At 67.5% G+C, this 20,337-nt stretch carries 22 protein-coding genes; 16 read left to right on the top strand and 6 right to left on the bottom strand.

Annotation, left to right across the window (positions count from 1 at the left end; translation table 11 throughout):
• Positions 1–37 precede the first annotated feature (37 nt).
• The 6 genes from G6N44_RS14760 to G6N44_RS14735 are packed head-to-tail and all read left to right on the top strand — an operon-like array spanning position 38 to position 4,139.
• Complete coding sequence (locus G6N44_RS14760; protein ID WP_163665157.1) at positions 38–340, top strand: UBP-type zinc finger domain-containing protein; 303 nt, start codon at positions 38–40, stop codon at positions 338–340.
• Positions 341–364: 24 nt separating this feature from the next.
• Entirely contained in the window at positions 365–1,597 is a 1,233-nt protein-coding gene (gene purT, locus G6N44_RS14755) for a formate-dependent phosphoribosylglycinamide formyltransferase (protein ID WP_163665155.1), read from the top strand.
• 6 nt (positions 1,598–1,603) lie between these two features.
• Positions 1,604–2,059 carry an Rv0361 family membrane protein gene (locus G6N44_RS14750; protein ID WP_163665153.1) on the top strand — a complete coding sequence of 152 codons (456 nt, stop codon included), beginning with the start codon at positions 1,604–1,606 and terminating at the stop codon, positions 2,057–2,059.
• Positions 2,056–2,481, top strand: coding sequence for a rhodanese-like domain-containing protein (locus tag G6N44_RS14745; RefSeq protein ID WP_163669973.1), 426 nt, complete (start codon positions 2,056–2,058; stop codon positions 2,479–2,481). The genes G6N44_RS14750 and G6N44_RS14745 overlap by 4 nt, the downstream gene beginning before the upstream one ends.
• A 20-nt stretch (positions 2,482–2,501) precedes the next feature.
• Entirely contained in the window at positions 2,502–3,716 is a 1,215-nt protein-coding gene (locus G6N44_RS14740) for an O-succinylhomoserine sulfhydrylase (RefSeq protein WP_163665152.1), read from the top strand.
• 12 nt (positions 3,717–3,728) lie between these two features.
• Complete coding sequence (locus G6N44_RS14735) at positions 3,729–4,139, top strand: hypothetical protein (protein WP_163665149.1); 411 nt, start codon at positions 3,729–3,731, stop codon at positions 4,137–4,139.
• Here G6N44_RS14735 and G6N44_RS14730 read toward each other — a convergent pair.
• Positions 4,136–5,008, bottom strand: coding sequence for an SDR family oxidoreductase (locus G6N44_RS14730; protein ID WP_163665147.1), 873 nt, complete (start codon positions 5,006–5,008; stop codon positions 4,136–4,138). The genes G6N44_RS14735 and G6N44_RS14730 overlap by 4 nt on opposite strands.
• Positions 5,009–5,080: 72 nt before the next feature.
• On the opposite strand from G6N44_RS14730, the gene G6N44_RS14725 reads away from it, so the two are divergent.
• The 3 genes from G6N44_RS14725 (at position 5,081) to G6N44_RS14715 (ending at position 7,136) form a co-directional block, all read left to right on the top strand.
• A complete protein-coding gene (locus G6N44_RS14725; protein WP_163669970.1) occupies positions 5,081–6,160 on the top strand; it encodes a class I SAM-dependent methyltransferase in 1,080 nt (359 codons plus the stop codon).
• A 127-nt stretch (positions 6,161–6,287) separates the two neighbouring features.
• Positions 6,288–6,782, top strand: a complete 495-nt coding sequence (locus tag G6N44_RS14720; RefSeq protein WP_163665145.1) for a GNAT family N-acetyltransferase — start codon at positions 6,288–6,290, stop codon at positions 6,780–6,782.
• A 39-nt stretch (positions 6,783–6,821) separates the two neighbouring features.
• Positions 6,822–7,136 (top strand): hypothetical protein, encoded by a 315-nt coding sequence (locus G6N44_RS14715; RefSeq protein ID WP_163669968.1) that lies wholly within the window; start codon positions 6,822–6,824, stop codon positions 7,134–7,136.
• Here G6N44_RS14715 and G6N44_RS14710 read toward each other — a convergent pair.
• On the bottom strand, positions 7,133–7,861 hold the full coding sequence (locus G6N44_RS14710; RefSeq protein WP_163665143.1) for an MBL fold metallo-hydrolase: 729 nt from the start codon (positions 7,859–7,861) through the stop codon (positions 7,133–7,135). The genes G6N44_RS14715 and G6N44_RS14710 overlap by 4 nt on opposite strands.
• Before the next feature lie 34 nt (positions 7,862–7,895).
• Between G6N44_RS14710 and fgd the strand changes: the two genes are divergently transcribed.
• The 3 genes from fgd to G6N44_RS14695 are packed head-to-tail and all read left to right on the top strand — an operon-like array spanning position 7,896 to position 12,218.
• On the top strand, positions 7,896–8,915 hold the full coding sequence (gene fgd, locus G6N44_RS14705; RefSeq protein WP_163665141.1) for a glucose-6-phosphate dehydrogenase (coenzyme-F420): 1,020 nt from the start codon (positions 7,896–7,898) through the stop codon (positions 8,913–8,915).
• Positions 8,916–8,931: 16 nt separating this feature from the next.
• Positions 8,932–11,025 (top strand): phosphate acetyltransferase, encoded by a 2,094-nt coding sequence (gene pta, locus G6N44_RS14700; RefSeq protein ID WP_163665139.1) that lies wholly within the window; start codon positions 8,932–8,934, stop codon positions 11,023–11,025.
• Positions 11,022–12,218, top strand: coding sequence for an acetate kinase (locus tag G6N44_RS14695; RefSeq protein WP_163665136.1), 1,197 nt, complete (start codon positions 11,022–11,024; stop codon positions 12,216–12,218). Before pta ends, G6N44_RS14695 begins: the two co-directional genes overlap by 4 nt.
• A 95-nt stretch (positions 12,219–12,313) precedes the next feature.
• Here G6N44_RS14695 and G6N44_RS14690 read toward each other — a convergent pair whose 3' ends face one another.
• The 3 genes from G6N44_RS14690 to glnX are packed head-to-tail and all read right to left on the bottom strand — an operon-like array spanning position 12,314 to position 16,916.
• Positions 12,314–14,596, bottom strand: a complete 2,283-nt coding sequence (locus G6N44_RS14690) for a serine/threonine-protein kinase PknG (protein WP_163665134.1) — start codon at positions 14,594–14,596, stop codon at positions 12,314–12,316.
• Positions 14,596–15,555 (bottom strand): glutamate ABC transporter substrate-binding protein, encoded by a 960-nt coding sequence (locus G6N44_RS14685; RefSeq protein ID WP_163669966.1) that lies wholly within the window; start codon positions 15,553–15,555, stop codon positions 14,596–14,598. Before G6N44_RS14685 ends, G6N44_RS14690 begins: the two co-directional genes overlap by 1 nt.
• Positions 15,556–15,596: 41 nt before the next feature.
• On the bottom strand, positions 15,597–16,916 hold the full coding sequence (gene glnX / locus G6N44_RS14680; protein WP_163665132.1) for a protein kinase G-activating protein GlnX: 1,320 nt from the start codon (positions 16,914–16,916) through the stop codon (positions 15,597–15,599).
• 134 nt (positions 16,917–17,050) lie between these two features.
• On the opposite strand from glnX, the gene G6N44_RS14675 reads away from it, so the two are divergent.
• Complete coding sequence (locus tag G6N44_RS14675; RefSeq protein WP_179964385.1) at positions 17,051–17,557, top strand: NUDIX hydrolase; 507 nt, start codon at positions 17,051–17,053, stop codon at positions 17,555–17,557.
• On the opposite strand, the gene thiE is transcribed toward G6N44_RS14675, so the two are convergent.
• On the bottom strand, positions 17,541–18,212 hold the full coding sequence (thiE, locus tag G6N44_RS14670; RefSeq protein ID WP_163665128.1) for a thiamine phosphate synthase: 672 nt from the start codon (positions 18,210–18,212) through the stop codon (positions 17,541–17,543). The two genes, G6N44_RS14675 and thiE, sit on opposite strands and share 17 nt — an antisense overlap.
• Before the next feature lie 143 nt (positions 18,213–18,355).
• On the opposite strand from thiE, the gene thiO reads away from it, so the two are divergent.
• Genes thiO through thiG form a run of 3 tightly spaced genes read left to right on the top strand, consistent with a single transcriptional unit; the run spans position 18,356 to position 20,308 of the window.
• Positions 18,356–19,360, top strand: coding sequence for a glycine oxidase ThiO (gene thiO / locus G6N44_RS14665; protein WP_163665126.1), 1,005 nt, complete (start codon positions 18,356–18,358; stop codon positions 19,358–19,360).
• Positions 19,357–19,557 (top strand): sulfur carrier protein ThiS, encoded by a 201-nt coding sequence (gene thiS, locus G6N44_RS14660; protein WP_163665124.1) that lies wholly within the window; start codon positions 19,357–19,359, stop codon positions 19,555–19,557. The genes thiO and thiS overlap by 4 nt, the downstream gene beginning before the upstream one ends.
• A 46-nt stretch (positions 19,558–19,603) precedes the next feature.
• On the top strand, positions 19,604–20,308 hold the full coding sequence (gene thiG / locus G6N44_RS14655; protein WP_407666177.1) for a thiazole synthase: 705 nt from the start codon (positions 19,604–19,606) through the stop codon (positions 20,306–20,308).
• Positions 20,309–20,337 lie beyond the last annotated feature (29 nt).

Here is a 20,337-nt window from a genome sequence, read left to right as displayed (position 1 = left end):
GTTCCTCCTTCGTGTGCCGTGCCTATCCTTGATCAACATGTTGAGGAGATCACGCCGGCGGGAGCAGAATCCGGCACCTCGCACCTGTGAGCATCTGAACGCCGAGGTCGCCGAGCCGCAACCGGTCACCCCCGGGCGATGCCAGGAATGTGCCGAAGACGGCGAGAACAACTGGGCGCATCTGCGGATGTGCCTGACATGTGGTCACGTCGGTTGCTGTGACTCGAGCCCGCATCAGCATGCCACCAAGCACTTTCAGCAGAGCGGTCATCCGGTGATGCGGTCGGCCGAGCCCGGCGAGAGTTGGCGTTGGTGCTATATCGACCAACGGGTCGGGTGACGATCTGGCAGGCTGGTGCGTGCGATGAGTGAATCGATTGAGGACGCGCAGACCGACGAACCGGGCGCCGACAGGCCCACCGACCCCGCGGCAACGGTGCTGCTGCTGGGCTCGGGTGAGTTGAGTCGGGAGCTCGCATTGGCATTCCAGCGGCTGGGCGGTGTCGTCGTGGCCGCGGACCGGTACTACGCACCTGCGCACGGCGTCGCGGACCGCTCGGCGGTGATCAAGATGAACGACGCCGAGGAACTCGCCGCGCTGATCGAGCGGGAGAAGCCGCGTTACGTGGTGGCCGAGTCGGGCGTCATCGCCGCCGACGCCCTGGTGGCGGTGGCCGAGCGGGGCGACATCGAGGTGCTGCCCACGCCGCGCGGCATCCGGCTCAGCCAGGACCGCGAAGGTCTGCGCCGGCTCGCATCGGACGAGCTGGGCCTGCCCACGGTGCCGTTCTGGTTCGCCGGGTCGGTCGAGGAACTGACCGCGGTGGCCGAGCATGCCGGCTTCCCATTGGTGGTCAAGCCGGTGGTGGGCGCGCAGCGCGACGGTGAGTCGGTGATGCTCCGATCCGACGATGTCGAACCGGCCTGGCAGCGTGCCACCACCGCCGGCCACTTCGTCCAGAACCGGGTGCTGGCCGAATCGGTGGTCGAGGTCGAACACGAGATCACGATGCTGACGGTGCGCACGGCCGGGCCGTCGGGTCCGGGTGTGCAGTTTTGCGAGCCGATCGGGCACCGTCAGGTCGGGACGGACGTGCTGGAGGCATGGCAGCCTCAGGCACTGTCGCCGGCTGCGCTGGACGCCGCGAAGTCGATCTCGGCACGGATCGTCAACGCGGTGGGCGGACGCGGGGTGTTCGGCGTCGAGCTGCTGGTCCAGGGCGACGACGTGTATTTCTCCGACGTCCGGATCCGGCCCCACGACAGCGGGCTGGTGACGCTGCGGTCGCAACGGTTGTCGGAGTTCGAGCTGCACGCCAGAGCGATTCTGGGCCTGGCGGTCGACACCATCATGATCTCCCCGGCGGCCGCCGAGGTCAGCTACGGCGGGGCCGATGCCGGCGAGCTGTCGGCCGATATCAGCACCGTGTTGTCCGAAGCGCTGGCCACGTCGGAAAGCGACGTGCGGTTGTTCGGCCGCCAGGGCGAATCGGAGGCGCCGCGGCGTCTCGGGGTCGCTTTGGCCACCGCGCCCGACGTGATCATCGCCCGTGACCGTGCCCGCCGGGTCGGCTCTGCGTTGCGCAAGCTGTGGTAGGCCGGGATGACTGACGAGACGGACGACACCGCGGATCGGCCCACGATGGCGCCGTTCCTGGGCGCGCTGGCCGTCATTGGGTTCGTGGTGATCATTGTCATTCTGCTCAACATCTTCGGCGGCGACGGGCGCAGCGAGGAGCAGAAGGTCAGCCTTGCCGCGGTCGGCCAGAACGACGCGTTGCAGCGGCAGGACTTCGGTGAATTCTCCGGTTTCACTTGCACCGCGCAACGCGGCACCGAGGCAGATTTCATTGCCCGGCAGCGTGATTCGGTGGGCAAGCACGGTGCCCGGTACGTCGACGATGTCACCGCGGTGCAGGTCGAGGGTGATCGGGCCACCGCGACGGTGGTGTACCACTTCGACAACGCCCCGGACGCCAAGGTGAACACCGAGACGGCCTTTGTCCGCGAGGACGGCCAATGGCGGGTCTGTTCGGGTATGGGAGACTCACGCCCGTGAGCTATGCAGGAGACATCACGCCAGAGGAGACCTGGAAACTTCTGAGTGAGAATTCCGAGGCCGTGCTGGTGGACTGCCGTACCGACGCCGAATGGCGCTTCGTCGGTGCGCCGGATCTGTCCAGCCTTGACCGTGACGTGATCTACGTGGAGTGGAACCGGACCGACGGCAGCCATAACGATGCATTCGTCGACGATCTGTTCGAAAAGATGCGAGCTTCGGGCGTGACGCCGGGCGAGCGACCGGTGGCCTTCCTGTGTCGCTCTGGCAACCGATCGATCGGCGCTGCCGAGGCCGCCACCGCGGCCGGTATCGCGCCGTCCTACAACATCCTGGACGGCTTCGAGGGCAACCTCGACGAGAACCGTCACCGTGGCACGACCGGCTGGAAGGCCGTTGGTTTGCCCTGGAAACAAAGCTGAGCCGCAGAGTCGAGAACAACATGACTGATACCCCATCTGTCCGGATCCCGGCTGCCCTGCCCGAGGGCGTCAGCCAGGCCACCATCGGAGTGCGCGGCGGCATCCTGCGCTCGGAGTTCGAGGAAACCGCCGAGGCGATGTACCTGACCTCGGGCTACGTGTACGAGTCCGCGGCCGCTGCGGAGAAAGCGTTCACCGGCGAGATCGACCGCTTCGTCTACTCCCGCTACGGCAACCCGACCATCTCGATGTTCGAGGAGCGACTGCGGCTCATCGAGGATGCGCCGGCCTGTTTTGCGACCGCCACCGGCATGGCGGCGGTGTTCACCTCGCTGGCTGCGCTGCTGGGGGCCGGTGACCGCCTGGTGGCCGCCCGCAGCCTGTTCGGCTCGTGTTTCGTGGTGTGTAACGAGATCCTGCCGCGCTGGGGTGTGGAGACCGTGTTCGTCGACGGCGACGACCTCGCGCAGTGGGAAGAGGCACTTTCGGTGCCGACGACGGCGGTGTTCTTCGAGACGCCGTCCAACCCGATGCAGTCCCTGGTGGATATCGCCGCAGTGTCTGAGCTGGCCCACGCTGCCGGCGCAAAGGTGGTGTTGGACAACGTCTTTGCCACGCCGCTGCTGCAGCAGGGTATGCCGCTCGGCGCGGATGTGGTGGTGTATTCGGGCACCAAGCACATCGACGGGCAGGGCCGCGTGCTCGGCGGGGCGATCCTGGGCGACACGGAGTACATCGACGGCCCGGTGCAGAAGCTCATGCGTCACACCGGCCCGGCGATCAGCGCGTTCAATGCCTGGACGCTGTTGAAAGGCCTTGAGACGCTTAATGTCCGGGTGGACTATGCGAACCGTTCGGCGCAGACGATCGCGGAGTTCCTGGAGGGCCATTCCTCGGTGAGCTGGGTGAAGTACCCGTTCCTGAAGTCGCATCCGCAGTACGAGCTGGCCCAGCGTCAGATGAGCGGCGGCGGCACCGTCATCACCTTCGAGCTGGATGCCACCGACGGAAAGGCGCGGGCGTTCGAGGTGCTCGACAAGCTGCGCCTCATCGACATCTCCAACAACCTGGGCGATGCGAAGACACTGGTCACGCATCCGGCCACCACGACGCACCGGGCCATGGGTCCGGAGGGGCGCGCCGCGATCGGGCTGGGTGACGGCGTCGTGCGCATCTCGATCGGGCTGGAAGGCACCGACGATCTGATCGCCGACCTGGATCAGGCGCTGAGTTAGCCGGGGTTGGGGATGTCCAAGGAGAGTGCCGCCAAGAAGGCCCGCCGTCGCAAGCGGCAGGCCGCTCGCGACACGCGGTGGGTGTCCCAGGAGGCAGTCGACCAGCTGGCCGACATCCCGGATGCGGTCGTTGCCGATCTGGCCGAGTTCGACGAGCGGATCACCGCGCGCGGCTGGACTTTTGACGAAGACGAATCCAACGACGACTACGCGGTGTGGTTCTACGAGCCGTCCGGCACCCAGGTGTCCGACGGCCTCCCGGTGACCTCTCTGTGGCTGGACGCGGCCGAGGACGGCGAGATCGTGCGGGTGGTGTTCGTCGGCAGCGTCGAGCGCTACGAGTTCACCCACGAGGAGCTGCTCGGCGGCGCCCTCGACGTGATCGAGGGCTACCGCCACGGTGCTGAGCTGCCCACCTTCTAGCTCGGGTTCGCGGCTCCTCCGCTCTCGATGACACCCTGGGCCGCCCGGGCCCGGTCCTCGTAGCTCTTGCGCTTGGCGGCGTCGAACTGCAGGAACACGCCGTCCAGTCCCAGCTTCCTGTTCATCCAACGCCGGCCCTTGGGCGGCAGCAGCTGCGCGGCCTGCGCGGTGAAGCGCAGCGGCGGCGGCACCGACACATGGGTCTTGGGCTTGTTCAGAGTTTTGACGATGGCTGCGGCAATTTCTTCGGGCTCGACGGGTTTGAGCGCACCGCTGGACTTGGTGCCCGCGATCAGGTCGGTGTTGGTGAACGGCGGCATGATCACCGATACGTCGACCCCGTGCGGGGCCATTTCATCGGCCAGTGCGGTGGTCAGTCCGACGACGGCGTATTTGGCGCCGGCGTAGACCACCTGGCCGGGCAGCGGGATCAGGCCCGACAGTGAGGCGATGTTGATGACGTGGCCGCTGCGGCGATTGACCATCTCGGGCAGTACCAGTTGGCAGCCGGTGAGCACGCCGTAGACGTTGACCTCGACGGAGGATCGGATGGCCTGCTCGGACTGTTCCAGGAACGGGCCGATCGGCATGACGCCGGCGTTGTTGATCAGCACGTCGATGTGCCCGCCACCGTCGGTGCGGGCCTTGTCCAGGAACGTCGCGAAGGATTCGCGGTCGGTGACGTCGAGCGGGTAGCCCGACACCGGGCCGAGCTTGGTCAGCTCGACGACGGCCGACTCCTGAAGAGCGACGTCACGGTCGCCGATCACCACGCGGGCACCCTTGGCCAGCAGGGCCTTGGCGGTGGCGTAACCGATGCCGCGGGCGGCACCGGTGATCGCGATGGTCTTGCCCCTGATGTTGTCCATGGCGGCGAACTTTACACGTGTCAAGTTTGGTGCGGAAGGGGGTGGCGCAAGCGGGTAGCCTGGGCGGGCGTGATGGCAAATGGCACCGATCAGCAGGCGATTAGCGAAACCGCAGAGGATTTCTTCGAACGGATCACCTCGGCGATCGACAGCGCAGGGTTGACCCTCCTGCTGAGTATCGGCCACCAAACCGGACTGTTCGACGCCATGGCGCAGCTAACGCCGGCAACGAGCGCCGAGATCGCCGCCGCGGCCGGCCTCGACGAACGCTACGTCCGCGAGTGGCTGGGCGGGATGGCCGCCGGGCGGGTGGTCGACTACGACGCCGAGTCCTCGACATACCGGTTGCCCGCCCACCGCGCCGCTGCGCTGACGCGCGACTCCGGCCTGGGCAATCTGGCGCGCCTGGCCCAGTACGTCCCGCTGATGTGCGAGGTCGAACAGAAGATCCTCGGCTGCTTCCGCGACGGGGGCGGTCTGCACTACGACGACTATCCGCGCTTCCACACCGTGATGGCAGAGCGCAGCGGTGAGGTGTTCGACGCGGCCCTGATCAGTGCCGTGCTGCCGTTGGTCGACGGCCTTCCGCGACGGCTCGAGAGCGGAATCGACGTCGCTGATTTCGGTTGCGGCAGCGGATACGCGATCGGCCTGATGGCCCGGGCCTATCCGGCCAGCCGATTCACCGGTATCGACTTCTCACCGGAAGCGATCGCCACCGGGGCCGCCGAGGCGGAGCAACGCGGATTGACCAATGTCTCGTTCCTGCCTGCGGACTTGGCCGAACTGGACCAGACCGCGACGTACGACGTCATCACCGCATTCGATGCGATTCACGACCAGGCGCAGCCGGCGCGCGTTCTGGAGAACATCTATCGCGCGCTGCGGCCGGGTGGAGTGCTGGTGATGGCCGACATCAAGGCTTCCAGTCGGCTGGAGGACAACATCGGCACGCCGATGGGTACCTATCGCTACGCCGTGTCCCTGACGCACTGCATGTCGGTGTCACTCGGCCTGGGCGGCGCCGGGCTGGGCACGATGTGGGGCAGGCAGCTGGCGGTGTCGATGCTCGCCGACGCCGGGTTCACCGACGTGGACGTCACCGAGGTCGAGCAGGACCCGTCGAACTACTACTACCTCGCCCGGAAGTGAGTGCCGTTGCCGGGCAATTCATCTGCCGCCGTACGACGACCCTCCCGGGTGAGACGCGTCGGCCGGGTAGGACGAAACAGGTGACGTCGCAGTGGCGGTGCCGATACCGGCAAAAGGTATGAGAAGGATGGCATCCGTGCGTGGTGTGCGATTTGTCGCGGTCGGCCTGGATGATCCACTGGCCGGACCGCTGCTGGCCGAGCTGTCGGTCGAGTACTCGGGGCGCTACGGCGGAACGCCGGAACAGATGCTGGGCTGGCTGCGCGGGAAATCCGCCGACGAGTTCGCCCCGCCCGGCGGAGGACTGTATGTCGGTGTGCTCGACGGTGTGCCGGTTACCGGCGGCGCGTTCACCCGGTTCGACGCCCAGACCGCCGAACTCAAACGCATCTGGACCGACAGCCGTTACCGGCAGCGGGGGCACGCCAGGGTGCTGCTGGCCCACCTCGAAGGCGAGATCGCCGCACGCGGGTACCGGAGGATCTATCTGACGACGGGTCACCTGCAGCCCGAGGCCGAGGCGCTCTACGACTCCGCGGGTTACACCCGACTGGTCGCTCCGATGCCGGCCGAGGCCGAAGGGGCGGTGTGTCCGATTGCGTTCGAGAAGCAGTTGAGCTGACGATGCCGGTTAGGCTGGCCCCCGGACTTGTCGTCACTGCTGGGGGTGCATTTGCCGAGTGTGCAGGTGTTCGTGGGGTCGCTGCTGCTGGTAGCGGCGGCGGTGGTGTTCGCGACCGGGGTGGCTTTGCGACTGTTCATCGGACGCCGGGCGGACTCGGCGGAATCACAACGACGGATGCACGCGTTTCGCCGGACCAGGTTTGCCCGGGTGCTGTTCGGCTCGGTGTACGACGACGAGGTGTTCGACCCCGACGAGCTCGACCAGATGGTCCTGATGCCGACGATCGTGCTGGCCTGCGGGCTGTGCCTGACCGGGTTCTTCTTACTCGGGTACCGCATCTTGCAGCATTAGGTGCGGAGCGCCGCCGCGGCGGCGTCGGCGATCGATCCGCGCCACACCGGGCCATGGCCGGGCAGCATCACGTCGGTATCGACGGCCGCCAGCGTCGTCAAGCTGGACCGGCAGCCGGCCTCGTCGTGGTTGAACAGGGCGGGCAGCAGCGTCGGGCCGGTGTGGCGCAACAGCGGATGCCCGGTCACCAGGGCGTCCCCACTGATCAGGACCCCGTCGACGAGGAACGAACAGTGCCCGCCGGTGTGCCCCGGGGTGGGGACGGGCACCGGGCTGCCCGGGAGGTCGTCCGCGCCGGTCAGCGCCTGCGCCGTCGGGATGCCGGCGTGGTTCAGCCCGCCCTTGGCGGTGATGGTGGCCGCCCACTTCAGCCAGCGGGGCTGCCAGATATTGCGGACCACGTCAGCGGGCGCGGCTTGTTCCAGGTACTCACGTTTGGTGTGGCCGAGTTCTCCTGCGTGGCAGAACACCGGTGTGCCATGGGTTTTCGCCAGCCAGATGGCACTGCCGAGGTGATCGATGTGGGCGTGGGTCAGCAGCACGGCGGCGATGTCGTCGACGGTGAAGCCGAGTTGGCGGACCGATCCGACGACATCGTCGCGCTGCCCGGGGAACCCGGCGTCGATCAGCATGACCCGATCCCGGTCGGTCACCAGCGTCCAGTTGACCAAGTCGGTCTGGGCGAAGTGCACGTGCTCGGTGATCGCACTCAGGACTGCTGCCATGCCGCGAGTTTAGGGACTGGAGTAGAAACGAACCGTGGCTGAACTCAAACTTGGTTATAAAGCGTCGGCGGAGCAGTTCGCGCCCCGGGAACTTGTCGAGCTGGCCGTGCTGGCCGAAGCGGCAGGGATGGACAGCGCGACGGTCAGCGACCATTTCCAGCCCTGGCGCCACGAGGGCGGGCACGCGCCGTTCTCGCTGGCCTGGATGACGGCGGTGGGCGAGCGGACCGAGCGGCTGGTGCTGGGCACCTCGGTGCTGACGCCGACGTTCCGGTACAACCCGGCGGTGATCGCGCAGGCCTTCGCGACCATGGGCTGCCTGTACCCGGGCCGGATCTTCCTCGGGGTGGGCACCGGTGAGGCGCTCAACGAGATCGCCACCGGGTACATGGGGGAGTGGCCGGAGTTCAAGGAGCGCTTCGCCCGGCTGCGCGAGTCGGTCAAGCTCATGCGCGAGCTGTGGGTCGGCGACCGAGTCGATTTCGACGGCGAGTACTACAAGCTCCGGGGCGCCTCGATCTACGACGTGCCCGAGGGCGGCATCCCCGTGTACATCGCCGCGGGCGGTCCGGTGGTGGCCAAATACGCCGGCCGCGCCGGTGACGGGTTCATCTGCACCTCCGGCAAGGGGGAGGAGCTGTACAAGGACAAGCTCATCCCCGCGGTCGCAGAAGGTGCCGAGGCTGCCGGCCGCAATGTCGAGGACATCGACCGGATGATCGAGATCAAGATCTCCTACGATCCCGACCCGAAGCTGGCGCTGGAGAACACCCGGTTCTGGGCGCCGCTGTCGCTGACGCCCGAGCAGAAACACTCGATCGAGGATCCGATCGAGATGGAGAAGGCCGCCGACGCGCTGCCCATCGAGCAGGTTGCCAAGCGCTGGATTGTCGCCTCGGACCCCGACGAGGCGGTCGAGAAGGTCGGCCAGTACGTCAAGTGGGGCCTGAACCATCTGGTGTTCCACGCCCCCGGTCACGACCAGCGTCGCTTCCTCGACCTGTTCAAAAAAGACCTGGAGCCGCGACTGCGCGCACTCGGGAGCCGTGCATAAGGCAAAATCTGAGGCGATGAACGATGACAGTCGGGCCTCGATCGCGACCGCCGTATACGTAGCTTCCCCCGAAGGCGACACCGGCAAGTCGACGATTGCGCTGGGCATCCTGCATCGACTTGCCGCGACGGTGCCGCGGGTCGGGGTGTTCCGCCCGATCACCCGACTCGGCGAGAATCGGGATTACATCCTCGAATTGTTGCTGTCCCGTGCCACGGCCGGGCTGAGTTACGACGAGTGCGTCGGGGTCAGCTACCAGCAGGTGCACGAGGATCCCGATCTCGCGATCGCCGACATCGTCGATCGGTTCCACCGCGTCGCCGAGCAGTGCGACGCCGTGCTGATCGTCGGTAGCGACTACACCGATGTCGCCACCCCCAGCGAGCTGAGCATGAACGCGCGCATCGCGGTCAACCTCGGTGCTCCCGTCGTACTCGCGGTCAAGGCCGCCGACCGAACGCCTGAGGAAGTCGCTCATGCGGTCGAGGTGTGCCTGGCCGAGCTGAGCCATCAGCATGCCCACGCCGCGGCCGTGGTCGCCAACCGGTGTGACCCGGCGCAGTTGGACGCGGTGGCCGAGGCTCTCAAACCCCTCGGGCCGCCTGCCTATGTGCTGCCCGAGGAACCGTTGCTGGTGGCGCCGTCGGTCGCCGAGATGCAGGCGGCGGTCGACGGCACCATGGTCGCCGGGGATCCCGAGTTGCTGTCCCGGGAGGCGATGGGCGTGATGGTGGCCGGCATGACCGCCGAGCATTGCCTGGAGCGGCTGACCGAAGGCATCGCCGTGGTGACCCCGGGCGACCGGTCCGACGTGGTGCTGGCACTGGCCAGTGCCCATGTCGCCGAAGGATTTCCGTCACTGTCGTGCATCATTCTCAACGGCGGGCTCGAACTGCACCCGGCCATCGCCGCGCTGGTCGAAGGTCTGGGGCTGCGGTTGCCCATCATCGCCACCAAATACGGAACCTTCGAGACCGCGAGCCGGCTCGCCGGCACGCGCGGCCGGGTCACCGCGGCATCGCAGCGCAAGATCGACACGGCTTTGGCACTGATGGACCGCCATGTCGACATCAACGACCTGCTGGCCCAACTGAGCATCCCGATTCCCGCGGTCACCACGCCGCAGATGTTCACCTACCAGCTCCTCGACCGGGCCCGCTCACACCGCAGGCGCATCGTGCTGCCCGAGGGCACCGACGACCGCATCCTCAGAGCTGCGAGCCGGCTGTTGCAGCATGAGGTGGCCGAGCTGACCATCCTGGGCGAAGAGAGTCAGATCCGCTCGCGTGCAGCCGAACTCGGGGTGAACATCGATGCCGCCGTGGTGCTCGATCCGCTCACCAGCGTGTTGTGTGACCAGTTCGCCGAGCAGTACGCCGAGCTGCGCCGCAAGAAAGGCGTGACCGTCGAGCAGGCCCGCGAGATCATCCACGACGTCTCGTATTTCGGCACGATGCTGGTGCACAACGAGATGGTGGACGGCATGGTGTCGGGTGCCGCGCACACCACCGCGCACACGGTGCGGCCGGCCTTCGAGATCATCCGCACCGCACCCGGAATCTCGACGGTGTCGAGCATCTTCCTGATGTGCCTGGCCGACCGGGTGCTGGCCTACGGCGACTGCGCGATCGTGCCGGATCCGAACGCCGAGCAACTTGCCGACATCGCGATCTCCTCGGCGCGCACCGCCGCCCAGTTCGGTATCGCCCCGCGGGTTGCCATGCTCTCCTATTCGACCGGAAGCTCGGGTACCGGAGCCGACGTCGACAAGGTCCGGGCGGCAACCGAACTGGTGCGTCAACGCGAACCGGATCTGTTGGTGGAGGGGCCGATCCAGTACGACGCGGCCGTGGAGCCGTCGGTGGCGGCCACCAAGATGCCCGACTCGCCGGTGGCGGGTCGGGCGACCGTGCTGATCTTCCCCGACCTCAACACCGGTAACAATACGTACAAGGCGGTGCAGCGCAGCGCAGGCGCCATCGCGATCGGCCCGGTGCTGCAGGGGCTGAACAAGCCGGTCAACGATCTGTCCCGGGGTGCCCTGGTAGAGGACATCGTCAACACCGTGGCGATCACCGCGATCCAGGCGCAGGAACAGGTTAAGCCGTGAGCGCCACCGTACTCGTCATCAACTCCGGCTCATCATCACTGAAATGTCAACTCGTCGAACCTGATTCGGGTGAGTCGCGGGCCGACAGCATCATCGAGCGAATCGGTGAGGATTCGGCGCTGGCCGGTCTCACCATCGGCGACCTGGAGGTGCGCCGCGACGGCACCGCCATCCCCGACCACGAGGCGGCGCTGCGCACCGTGTTCGACATGCTCGACGAGGCCGGCGCCCACGTGGAATCCGTCGGTCTGGTCGCGGTGGGCCACCGGGCCGTGCACGGCGGTCGCCAGTTCTATGCACCCACCCTGGTGACCGACGAGCTGATCGCCAGGATGAAGGAATTGGCGCCGTTGGCGCCGCTGCACAACCCGCCCGGGGTGCTGGGTATGGAGGTGGCGCGCAGGATGCTGCCCGATCTCCCGCACGTGGCGGTGTTCGACACCGCGTTCTTCCACAACCTCCCGGCGGCAGCGGCGAATTACGCCATCGACCGCGAAGTCGCCGAGCGGTGGCACATTCGCCGTTACGGGTTCCATGGCACCTCGCACCGGTACGTCAGCGAGCAGGCCGCGGTGTTCCTCGACAGGCCGTACGAGTCGCTGAATCAGATTGTGCTGCACCTGGGTAACGGCGCGTCGGCGTCGGCGATCGCCGGGGGTCGGGCGGTGGACACCTCGATGGGCCTGACGCCGATGGAGGGCCTGGTGATGGGCACCCGCAGCGGCGACGTCGACCCGGGCATCATCATGTACCTGTGCCGCACGGCAGGCATGGGTGTCGAGGACATCGACACGATGCTCAACCGGCAGTCGGGTGTGCGTGGCCTCGGCGGCGAGAACGACTTCCGCAAATTGCGCGCCCGGATCGAATCTGGCGATGCGGATGCGCAATTGGCGTACGACGTCTACATCCACCGGCTGCGCAAGTACGTCGGTGCGTACCTGGCAGTGCTGGGCCGGGCCGATGTCATCAGCTTCACCGCGGGTGTCGGGGAGAACGATGCCGCGGTGCGCCGCGATGCCCTGGCCGGGTTGACCGGGCTGGGAATCGAGATCGACGAGGAACTCAACACCGCGAGAGGTAAAGGGGCGCGGTGCATCTCGGTTAAAGGCTCACCGGTTACGGTGTTGGTGGTGCCGACCAACGAGGAGTTGGCGATCGCACGGGCCGCCGCAGAGCTGGTCATCGGCTAGTTATGTGTGTGGCACACCACTAGATTGACGTGAAGCAATCATCGAACGAACGTGTCGCCACGGTTCGAGTAGTGCGCTACGTCAATTGGAGAAACTCAGAACGTGCTCATCGGCCGCACACTGTTGGCCAGGTCGATCAGGGCGTAGCGGTGCGACTGGGTGGGGGCGACGCGGGCCAGCGCCCGCAGCGACGCCTCGACACCGAGCTTGAGACCGTGCTCGGTGAACGGGAATCCGAGAATGTGATTGCTGCTCGCCGTGTTGTCGGCCAGCCAGTCCATCGCGGTGCCCAATACGAGTGCCCGGATCTGCAGCACCCGCGGTTCCGAATCGGGCAGCGCCTCCACCCGCCGTGCCGCATCGCGGATGTTCTGCTCGGTGATCTCACCGGTGGATCGCCCGGACAGCAGGGTGACCGCACTTGTCAGCCGGGCCGTCGTGAAATGTCTTGAGGTGGGCGGAACTTCGTCCAGGGTCTGGACCGCCTTGTCCCGCGACCCGGCGACCGACTCGGCGCGGGCGAACCCGAAGCCGGCCGAGATCACGCCGTTGTCGGTGCTCCACACGGTGTTGTAGAACTTCAGCTCGTCGGCGGATCCGGCCAGCTCGGCCGTCGCGGCCAACGCCAGCTTGGGGGCCAGCTCGCCGGGTAGGGTGTCCAGTACCTCGGTGAAATGCTTTGTGGCCGAATCATAATCGGCTGACAGCATCTCGGCCACACCACGGAACCACATCAGCTGCCAGCGCCAACCGGCCCAGGCGGCCAGATCGTCGAGCTTGCGGGTGGCCTTGGCGACATCGCCCAGATCCAGCAGGGCGCGTGCCTCCATCAACGGCAGTTCCACCGATGCGGAGATGTCCACACCTTCGGCGTCGATCGCGGCGTGGCGTGCCGCGCGCAGCTGGTCCAGGGTGTGGACGGGCTGGCTGAGCACACTGGCCACCAGGATCGGGGCCCCGACGTCGGTCCGGTCCACCAGCGGCACCGGCAGCGCCCGCACGATCTCCTGCGCGGTGAGCTTCTCCGAATGGACCTGTCCGTCAACGTAAACGTCGGTGTGGGCCACCAGCAGATCGACTCCGAACGTCGACCGGGACGGGCTGAACACCGTCGACAGGCCGGGGCGGGGGATTCCGGTGTCGGCGGCCACCACCTCGCGCAGTACTCCGAGCAGCTGTGACGACATCTCCTCGGCACTGCGGAAGCGTCGCCGCGGATCGGGATCGATGGCGCGGCGCAGGAACCGGCCGAACGAGTCATAGGTGTCCAGTACCGGATCCTCCGACGGCAGACCGTCGACGTAACGGCCCCGCCGGGTCCGCAGATTCAGGGTGAGCGCGGCCAGCGTTCGTCCCACGGTGTAGATGTCGGTGGCCACCGTCGGCCCGGTGCGCACGATCTCGGGTGCCTGGAATCCCGGTGTGCCGTAGAGGTATCCGTAGGAGTTGAGCTTCGACACCGCACCGAGGTCGATCAGCTTGAGCTGCTCCTCGGTGATCATGATGTTCTCGGGTTTCAGGTCGTTGTAGGCCAACCCGATCGAATGCAGGTAACCCAGCGCGGGCAGGATCTCCAGCATGTAGCCGATCGCCTCGGCCACCGGGAGCCGAGTTCCCCTGGCCTGTTTGAGCGACGTTCCGCCGACGTACTCCATCACGATGTACCCGACCGGATTGCCGTGCTTGTCATCGTGTTCGACGAAGTTGTAGATCTTCACGATTCCCGGGTGCGTCACCTCGGCCAGGAACTGGCGTTCGGCCATGGCGATCACCTGGGCCTCGGCATCACCGGAGTGCACCAGGCCTTTGAGCACCACCGGGCGTTCGTTCACGTTGTGGTCGAAGGCCAGGTACACCCAACCCAACCCACCGTGGGCGATACAGCCCTTGATCTCGTACTGGTCGGCGACGATCTCGCCCGGGGACAGCTGCGGCAGGAATGAATATGCGCTGCCGCAGTGCGGGCACCACCCCTCCGACAGGGCATGCGCATCCGATGAGGCTCGGCCGACCGGCTTGCCGCAGTTCCAGCAGAACCGTTTCTGTTCGGCCACCACCGGATTGGTCATCAGCGCGGTCAACGGATCACGCTCGGGCACCCGCACGATCTCCACGAGGCCACCGCCGAGCCTCCGGATCGGCGAGAGGATGCGGGTGGCGATCGTGGCGTGGTTCTGCGGTTCGGTGTCCTCGCTGCCGAACGGTCCCTCGTCGGCATCGTCGAACTCCGGGCGGAACACCGCCTGGGTGGCCATGGGCCGCAGGGTCGAGTCCATGTCGAGGTCTTCCAGGCTCGCCGGCTGCGTCCCGGGACCGCCCTCGGTGTCGGGATCGGTCGCCGCGGACGCTGGGAGTCCGGTGTCGTCGGGTTTCTTCATCAGTCGACGTACCTCGCGACCGGGGGTGAGGGCGCGGGCCCCAGAACCGTCAACCACTTGCGGTACAACGTGTTCCAGGTGCCGTCGCGCCGGATGCGTTCGAGTGTGCCGTTGACGACCCGCACCAGCCCGGTGTTCTCCAGGTTCAGCCCGATGCCGTAGGGCTCCTCGTTGAGACTGGGGCCGACGATATGCAGATAGGGATCCTGGGCCACCAGCCCGGCCAGGATCGAATCGTCAGTGCTGACCGCGTCGGCCTGCCGCTGCTGCAGCGCCACCAGGCAGTCCGCCCAGGTCACCACCGAGACGATGATCGGCGACGGGCTGATCTGCTGAATCCGTTTGAGCGAGGTGGTGCCGTCCACCACGCACACCCGCTTGCCCGAGAGATCGGAAGCCTGCGAGATGTTGGAGTCACGGGCGGCCAGGATGCGTTGGTGGGCCATCAGATACACCGTGGAGAAGTTGACCTGCTTGCGGCGCTCACAGGTGATCGTCATGGTCTTGACCACGATGTCGACCTGATTGCTCTGCAGCGCGGTGATGCGGTCGGCCGAGGACAGGATGCGGTACTCCACCTGGGACGGAGTACCGAAGATGTCGCGGGCCACCTCGCCGGCGATGTCGACGTCGAACCCGTTGATCTGGCCGGTGATCGGGTCCCGGAACGAGAACAGGTTGCTGCCGATGTCCAACCCCACGACCAACCGTCCACGGTCGCGGATCTTAGCCACTGCCGCGTCGGCGTCGGCCTTGTTGGCGAACGGCCGCAGGCTCGCGGTGCGGTCGCACTGTTCGGTCTCGGTCGACGGCACCCGCACCGGCTGGGGAGCCATCTCCTGCATGCCCGCCGGGGTGGGCGGCGCCAGCGTCATCGTCGGCGTCGTCGACGGCGGTGCGCTCTGACCGCACCCGGCCACCGCCGCCGCGGCGGCGAGGACCGCCAACATCTTTCGCATCGCGCTCATCAGCGGCTGTCTCTTCTTCGCGCAAGCGCTCATCAGCGGTACTCGCTGAGTCGAGGCCACAATCCCAGCGCCACCGCCAGCGCTGCCGCCAAACTGAGCAGGGCGGCACCCACGGTCGCGCCGGACAACACCCGGCGGGCATTGGCGATGTCGCTGCGCAGCTGGCTGCGGCTGTGTTCGATGCCCTTGGCCAACGCGCCGTCCAGCTTGTCGAAGGCCGACGTGGAATCGTCCTCGCCGGTGCCCAGCGCGACCTGTGTCGCGGCCTGGTAATTGCCCACCGCGATATAGGCGTTGATCCTGTCGTCGGCCGCACGCCATTTCGTGAGCAGATCCTCGGCCCCCGTCAGATCGCTCTTGTCGATACCGGTGTCGCGGGCCAGATATTTGGCGAGCTGCTGTTGCATGGCCTCGATGCGCTGGTAGTAGGACTGCTTACGCAGGTTCTCGTCGCCCCGCCGGATCAGGGCCAGGGTCTCGTCGGCTCGTGCCTGCTGGGCGGTGATGGCCAGGTTGGTCACGGTCTTCAGGGATTCGGCCGCGGTGTCCTTGGCGCTGCGGCTGTCCGACGTCGAGATGACCAGTGCCGTCGTCACCCAGATCAGCATGATCAGCACGGCCATCCCGCCGGCCACGAAACCGATGTTGACCCGGCGCCGGGTGCGTCGGGCCAGCCAGCGGTTGGCGAACGCACCGAACATCAGCGTGGCCAGCACCACCAACATCACCGCGGCCGGGATCCGGGTGGAGGCCGTCGTCTCGGCATCCACCCGTGCCGAGGTCTCCTCGTACAGGCGTTGCGCATCGGGCAGGATCTGCGCCTGCATCAGCGCCGACGCTTCCGACAGGTACGACGAGCCCACCGGATTGCCGGCCCGGTTGTTGGTCCGCGCCGTCTCCACCAGGCCGGTGTACACCGCCAGCCGCGCGTTGATCCGGCCGAGCAACTGGACCAGTACCTCGTCGGTCAGCCCGCTCGACGCCCTGGTCACCGCCACCGAGGCATCGGTGATGGCCTGCTCATAGCGCTGCCGCACGTCACGGGGCTCGGCTCCGGCGATGAAGGCCGTGGCCGCGGCGGCATCGGCGACCGACAGCGTGGTGTAGAGCTGGCCCGCGGCGAACGCCAGGGGCTCGGTGTGATCGAGCACCGTGGTCAGCGCCTGCTGGCGGTCGTTGATCGTGGTGGAAGTGGCGAACGCGCTGGCGATGACCAGCCCGGCGAGCACCACACCGATGGTCAGGATGCGCCCCGGGGTGGTCCACAGAAACCACCACCGCGGATGGGCAGGAGTGGTCGGCGACCGGGACGCGAGCGGTTCGGTCGACGGATGTGCCAACTCCACAGTCACCTGCGCACGGACCTCATTTAGTTTCGGTGCTTACGGCTGCTTCCACACTATAAAAAGATTCTGAGAGTGCCTGCATAGGCTCGCGGAGAAATATGGAGGCAGGCGAATCTGGCTGCGTTCCTTATCCTGTACGGGTGCATGGCGACGGTGACGGCTGGGTGTTCTCCGACAACGGTGCCCGGTACTGGGGGCGTCATGGTGCGGCCGGCCTGCTGTTGCGGGCCCCGTGGCCCGGCGGATCGGCCGCCGTACTGCTGCAACACCGGGCGCCGTGGAGCCATCAGGGCGGAACCTGGGCGTTGCCCGGCGGTGCTCGCGACAGTCACGAGACGGCCGAGCAGGCCGCGGTCCGGGAAGCCCACGAGGAAGCCGGGGTGACCGCCGAGCAGCTCACCGTGCGGACCACGGTGGTGACCGCCGAGGTGGCCGGAATCGGCGGCACCCACTGGAGCTACACCACGGTGATCGCCGACGTGCCCGCACCACTGGAGACGATCCCCAACCGGGAGAGCTCTGAGTTGCGCTGGGTGGCCGAGGACGAGGTCGCCGAACTGCCGCTGCATCCCGGGTTCGCCGCGAGCTGGCCGAAGTTGCGGGAAGTGACGGCGGCCATCCCGCTGGAGCTCAACCGGCCGCTCTGATTGCGTCCTTCAACTCCGCGGCTGCCGCCCGCGGATCCTCGGCCGCGGTGATCGCGCGGACCACCACGATGCGCCGGGCCCCGGCAGCCAGCACCTCGGGCAGCCGCTGCGCATCGATCCCACCGATGGCGAACCACGGCTTGGCCGGGTTCAGCGCGGCCGTCGAACGCACCAGGTCCAGTCCCGGCGCGGTGCGGCCCGGCTTGGTCGGGGTGGGCCAGCACGGGCCGACACAGAAGTAGTCCACCTGCTCATCGATGGCGGCCGCCGCCTGGTCGGCGTCATGGCTGGAGCGCCCGATCGCCGCCCGATCCCCGACGATGCCGCGGGCGATGTCCAGCGGCAGATCGTCCTGGCCCAGGTGCAGGATGTCCGCTCCGGCCGCCAGTGCGATGTCGGCACGGTCGTTGACCGCGAGCAGTGCGCCGTGCCGGCGGGCCGCGTCGGCCAGGATCTCGAGCGCCGCCAGTTCCTGACGCGCCTCCAGCGGACCGAACTGTTTCTCCCCGGCCGACCCCTTGTCCCGGAGTTGGATCAGATCCACCCCGCCGGCCAGCGCCGCGTCGGCGAATTCGGCCAGGTCACCCCGCTCCCGGCGGGCGTCGGTGCACAGGTACAGGGTCGCGCGTTGCAAACGGTCGGCCGGTGATTCCACACCGCGACGGTAGCCGGTACCGCCCGGGTACCCTGGACTCGCAATCAAAACGGGAGTCCCGGGAACGAGGGGCTGAGAGTGGGCGTACGGACCGGCCCTGACCGTCACACCTGATCCGGGTCATGCCGGCGAAGGGAGCGGATATGGCGCGAACACTCGCCGTCATCGGCGGCGGTGTCATCGGGCTGTCTGTCGCACGCCGGGCCGCACTCGACGGCTGGACGGTGCGGCTGCACACCACCACCGAACGCGGCGCCTCGTGGGTGGCCGGCGGCATGCTGGCCCCGCACAGCGAAGGCTGGCCGGGTGAAGAGCAGATCCTGCAGATCGGCCTGGAATCGCTGAAGCTGTGGCACTCGGGATTCCTCGACGGGCTGGCGCCCGAGGTGGTCACCGCCCGCGAGTCGCTGGTGGTCGCCGTCGACCGGGCCGATGTGGCCGATCTGCGTACCGTCGCCGAATGGCTGTCCGCCCAGGGGCAGCCCGTTGAGCTGACCACCGCCGCCCGTGACGTGGAACCCCTGCTGGCCCAGGGCATCCGGCACGGATTTCGAGCCACCACCGAACTCGCGGTGGACAACCGCGCCGTGGTCGACGGGCTGGCCGCGCACTGCGAGCGACTGGCCGTGCGGTGGGCCGGGCCGGTCGAGGACCTGGCCGAGGTCGACACGGACGTGCGGGTGATCGCCAACGGGATCGACTCCCCGAAGCTCCTGCCCGGCCTGCCGGTGCGCCCGGTCAAGGGCGAGGTACTGCGGTTGCGCTGGCGTAAGGGCTGTATGCCGGTGCCGCAGCGGGTGATCCGGGCCCGGGTGCACGGCCGGCCGGTGTACCTGGTGCCGCGGGCTGACGGTGTGGTGGTCGGCGCCACCCAGTACGAGCACGGGCGCGACACCGCGCCGGTGGTCAGCGGGGTGCGGGACCTGCTCGAGGACGCCTGTGCGGTGATGCCCGCACTCGGCGAGTACGAGCTGGCCGAGACGGCGGCCGGATTGCGGCCCATGACGCCCGACGGGCTGCCCATCGTCGAGCGCGTGGATGAGCGCACGCTGGTGGCCGTCGGGCACGGCCGGAACGGATTTCTGTTGGCGCCGTGGACCGCTGAGCGGGTCGCGGCCGAGCTCGAGATGAGTGTGGGAGCGAAATGATCACCATCACGGTCAACGACGAGACCCTCGAGGTGGCCGACCGGACCACCGTCGAGGGCCTGCTGGAAACCCGGGGCTTCCCGGACAAGGGCATCGCCGTCGCCCTGGACTGGACGGTGCTGCCCCGGTCGGAATGGGATCGGACTCTCGCGGACGGCGCCCGGGTCGAGGTTGTGACGGCGGTGCAGGGTGGGTGATTCCGTTCTGAGGATCGGCGGCCGGGAGTTCGGCTCCCGGCTGATCATGGGCACCGGTGGCGCGCCGAATCTGGCGGTGCTGGAGGAGGCTCTGATCGCCTCGGGGACCGAGTTGACGACCGTGGCGATGCGGCGGGTGGACGCGACGGGTGGAACCGGGGTGCTCGATCTGCTCAACCGCCTGGGTATCGCGGCGCTGCCCAACACCGCGGGCTGTCGCGGTGCGGCCGAGGCCGTGCTCACCGCACAACTGGCCCGTGAGGCGCTGGGCACCGACCTGGTGAAACTCGAAGTCATCGCCGACGAGCGCACGCTGCTGCCCGACGCCATCGAATTGGTCAAGGCCGCAGAACAATTGGTCGACGACGGGTTCATCGTGCTGCCCTACACCAACGACGACCCGGTGCTGGCCCGCCGGCTGGAAGACACCGGCTGTGCCGCGGTCATGCCGCTGGGCTCGCCGATCGGCACCGGCCTGGGCATCTCCAACCCGCACAACATCGAGATGATCGTCGAACAGGCCGGGGTCCCGGTGGTGCTGGACGCCGGGATCGGCACCGCATCGGATGCCGCGCTGGCGATGGAACTGGGGTGTGACGCCGTGCTGCTGGCCACGGCCGTCACCCGGGCTTCCGATCCACCCACCATGGCCGCGGCGATGTCGGCGGCCGTCACCGCCGGATACCTGGCACGGCAGGCCGGTCGTATCCCCAAGAGGTTCTGGGCGCAGGCGTCGAGCCCGTCGTTGTGACTCGGCGTTGACTCTGCGGTGATGGCGTT

Source organism: Mycolicibacterium alvei (genome assembly GCF_010727325.1).
Lineage (GTDB): Bacteria > Actinomycetota > Actinomycetes > Mycobacteriales > Mycobacteriaceae > Mycobacterium > Mycobacterium alvei.
The sequence above is the reverse complement of the archived record's forward strand: the minus strand, read 5'-3'. Positions and strand labels throughout refer to the sequence as shown.

Coding starts and splice junctions, on each gene's coding strand:
- G6N44_RS14720 (WP_163665145.1), top strand. CDS start 6,288: ATGGCATCCGTGCGTGGTGTGCGATTTGTCGCGGTCGGCCTGGATGAT.
- G6N44_RS14760 (WP_163665157.1), top strand. CDS start 38: ATGTTGAGGAGATCACGCCGGCGGGAGCAGAATCCGGCACCTCGCACC.
- thiS (WP_163665124.1), top strand. CDS start 19,357: ATGATCACCATCACGGTCAACGACGAGACCCTCGAGGTGGCCGACCGG.
- thiO (WP_163665126.1), top strand. CDS start 18,356: ATGGCGCGAACACTCGCCGTCATCGGCGGCGGTGTCATCGGGCTGTCT.
- G6N44_RS14690 (WP_163665134.1), bottom strand. CDS start 14,596: ATGAAGAAACCCGACGACACCGGACTCCCAGCGTCCGCGGCGACCGAT.
- G6N44_RS14710 (WP_163665143.1), bottom strand. CDS start 7,861: ATGGCAGCAGTCCTGAGTGCGATCACCGAGCACGTGCACTTCGCCCAG.
- thiG (WP_407666177.1), top strand. CDS start 19,604: ATGGGCACCGGTGGCGCGCCGAATCTGGCGGTGCTGGAGGAGGCTCTG.
- G6N44_RS14730 (WP_163665147.1), bottom strand. CDS start 5,008: ATGGACAACATCAGGGGCAAGACCATCGCGATCACCGGTGCCGCCCGC.
- purT (WP_163665155.1), top strand. CDS start 365: ATGAGTGAATCGATTGAGGACGCGCAGACCGACGAACCGGGCGCCGAC.
- G6N44_RS14685 (WP_163669966.1), bottom strand. CDS start 15,555: ATGCGAAAGATGTTGGCGGTCCTCGCCGCCGCGGCGGCGGTGGCCGGG.
- G6N44_RS14735 (WP_163665149.1), top strand. CDS start 3,729: ATGTCCAAGGAGAGTGCCGCCAAGAAGGCCCGCCGTCGCAAGCGGCAG.
- G6N44_RS14725 (WP_163669970.1), top strand. CDS start 5,081: ATGGCAAATGGCACCGATCAGCAGGCGATTAGCGAAACCGCAGAGGAT.
- G6N44_RS14740 (WP_163665152.1), top strand. CDS start 2,502: ATGACTGATACCCCATCTGTCCGGATCCCGGCTGCCCTGCCCGAGGGC.
- pta (WP_163665139.1), top strand. CDS start 8,932: ATGAACGATGACAGTCGGGCCTCGATCGCGACCGCCGTATACGTAGCT.
- G6N44_RS14750 (WP_163665153.1), top strand. CDS start 1,604: ATGACTGACGAGACGGACGACACCGCGGATCGGCCCACGATGGCGCCG.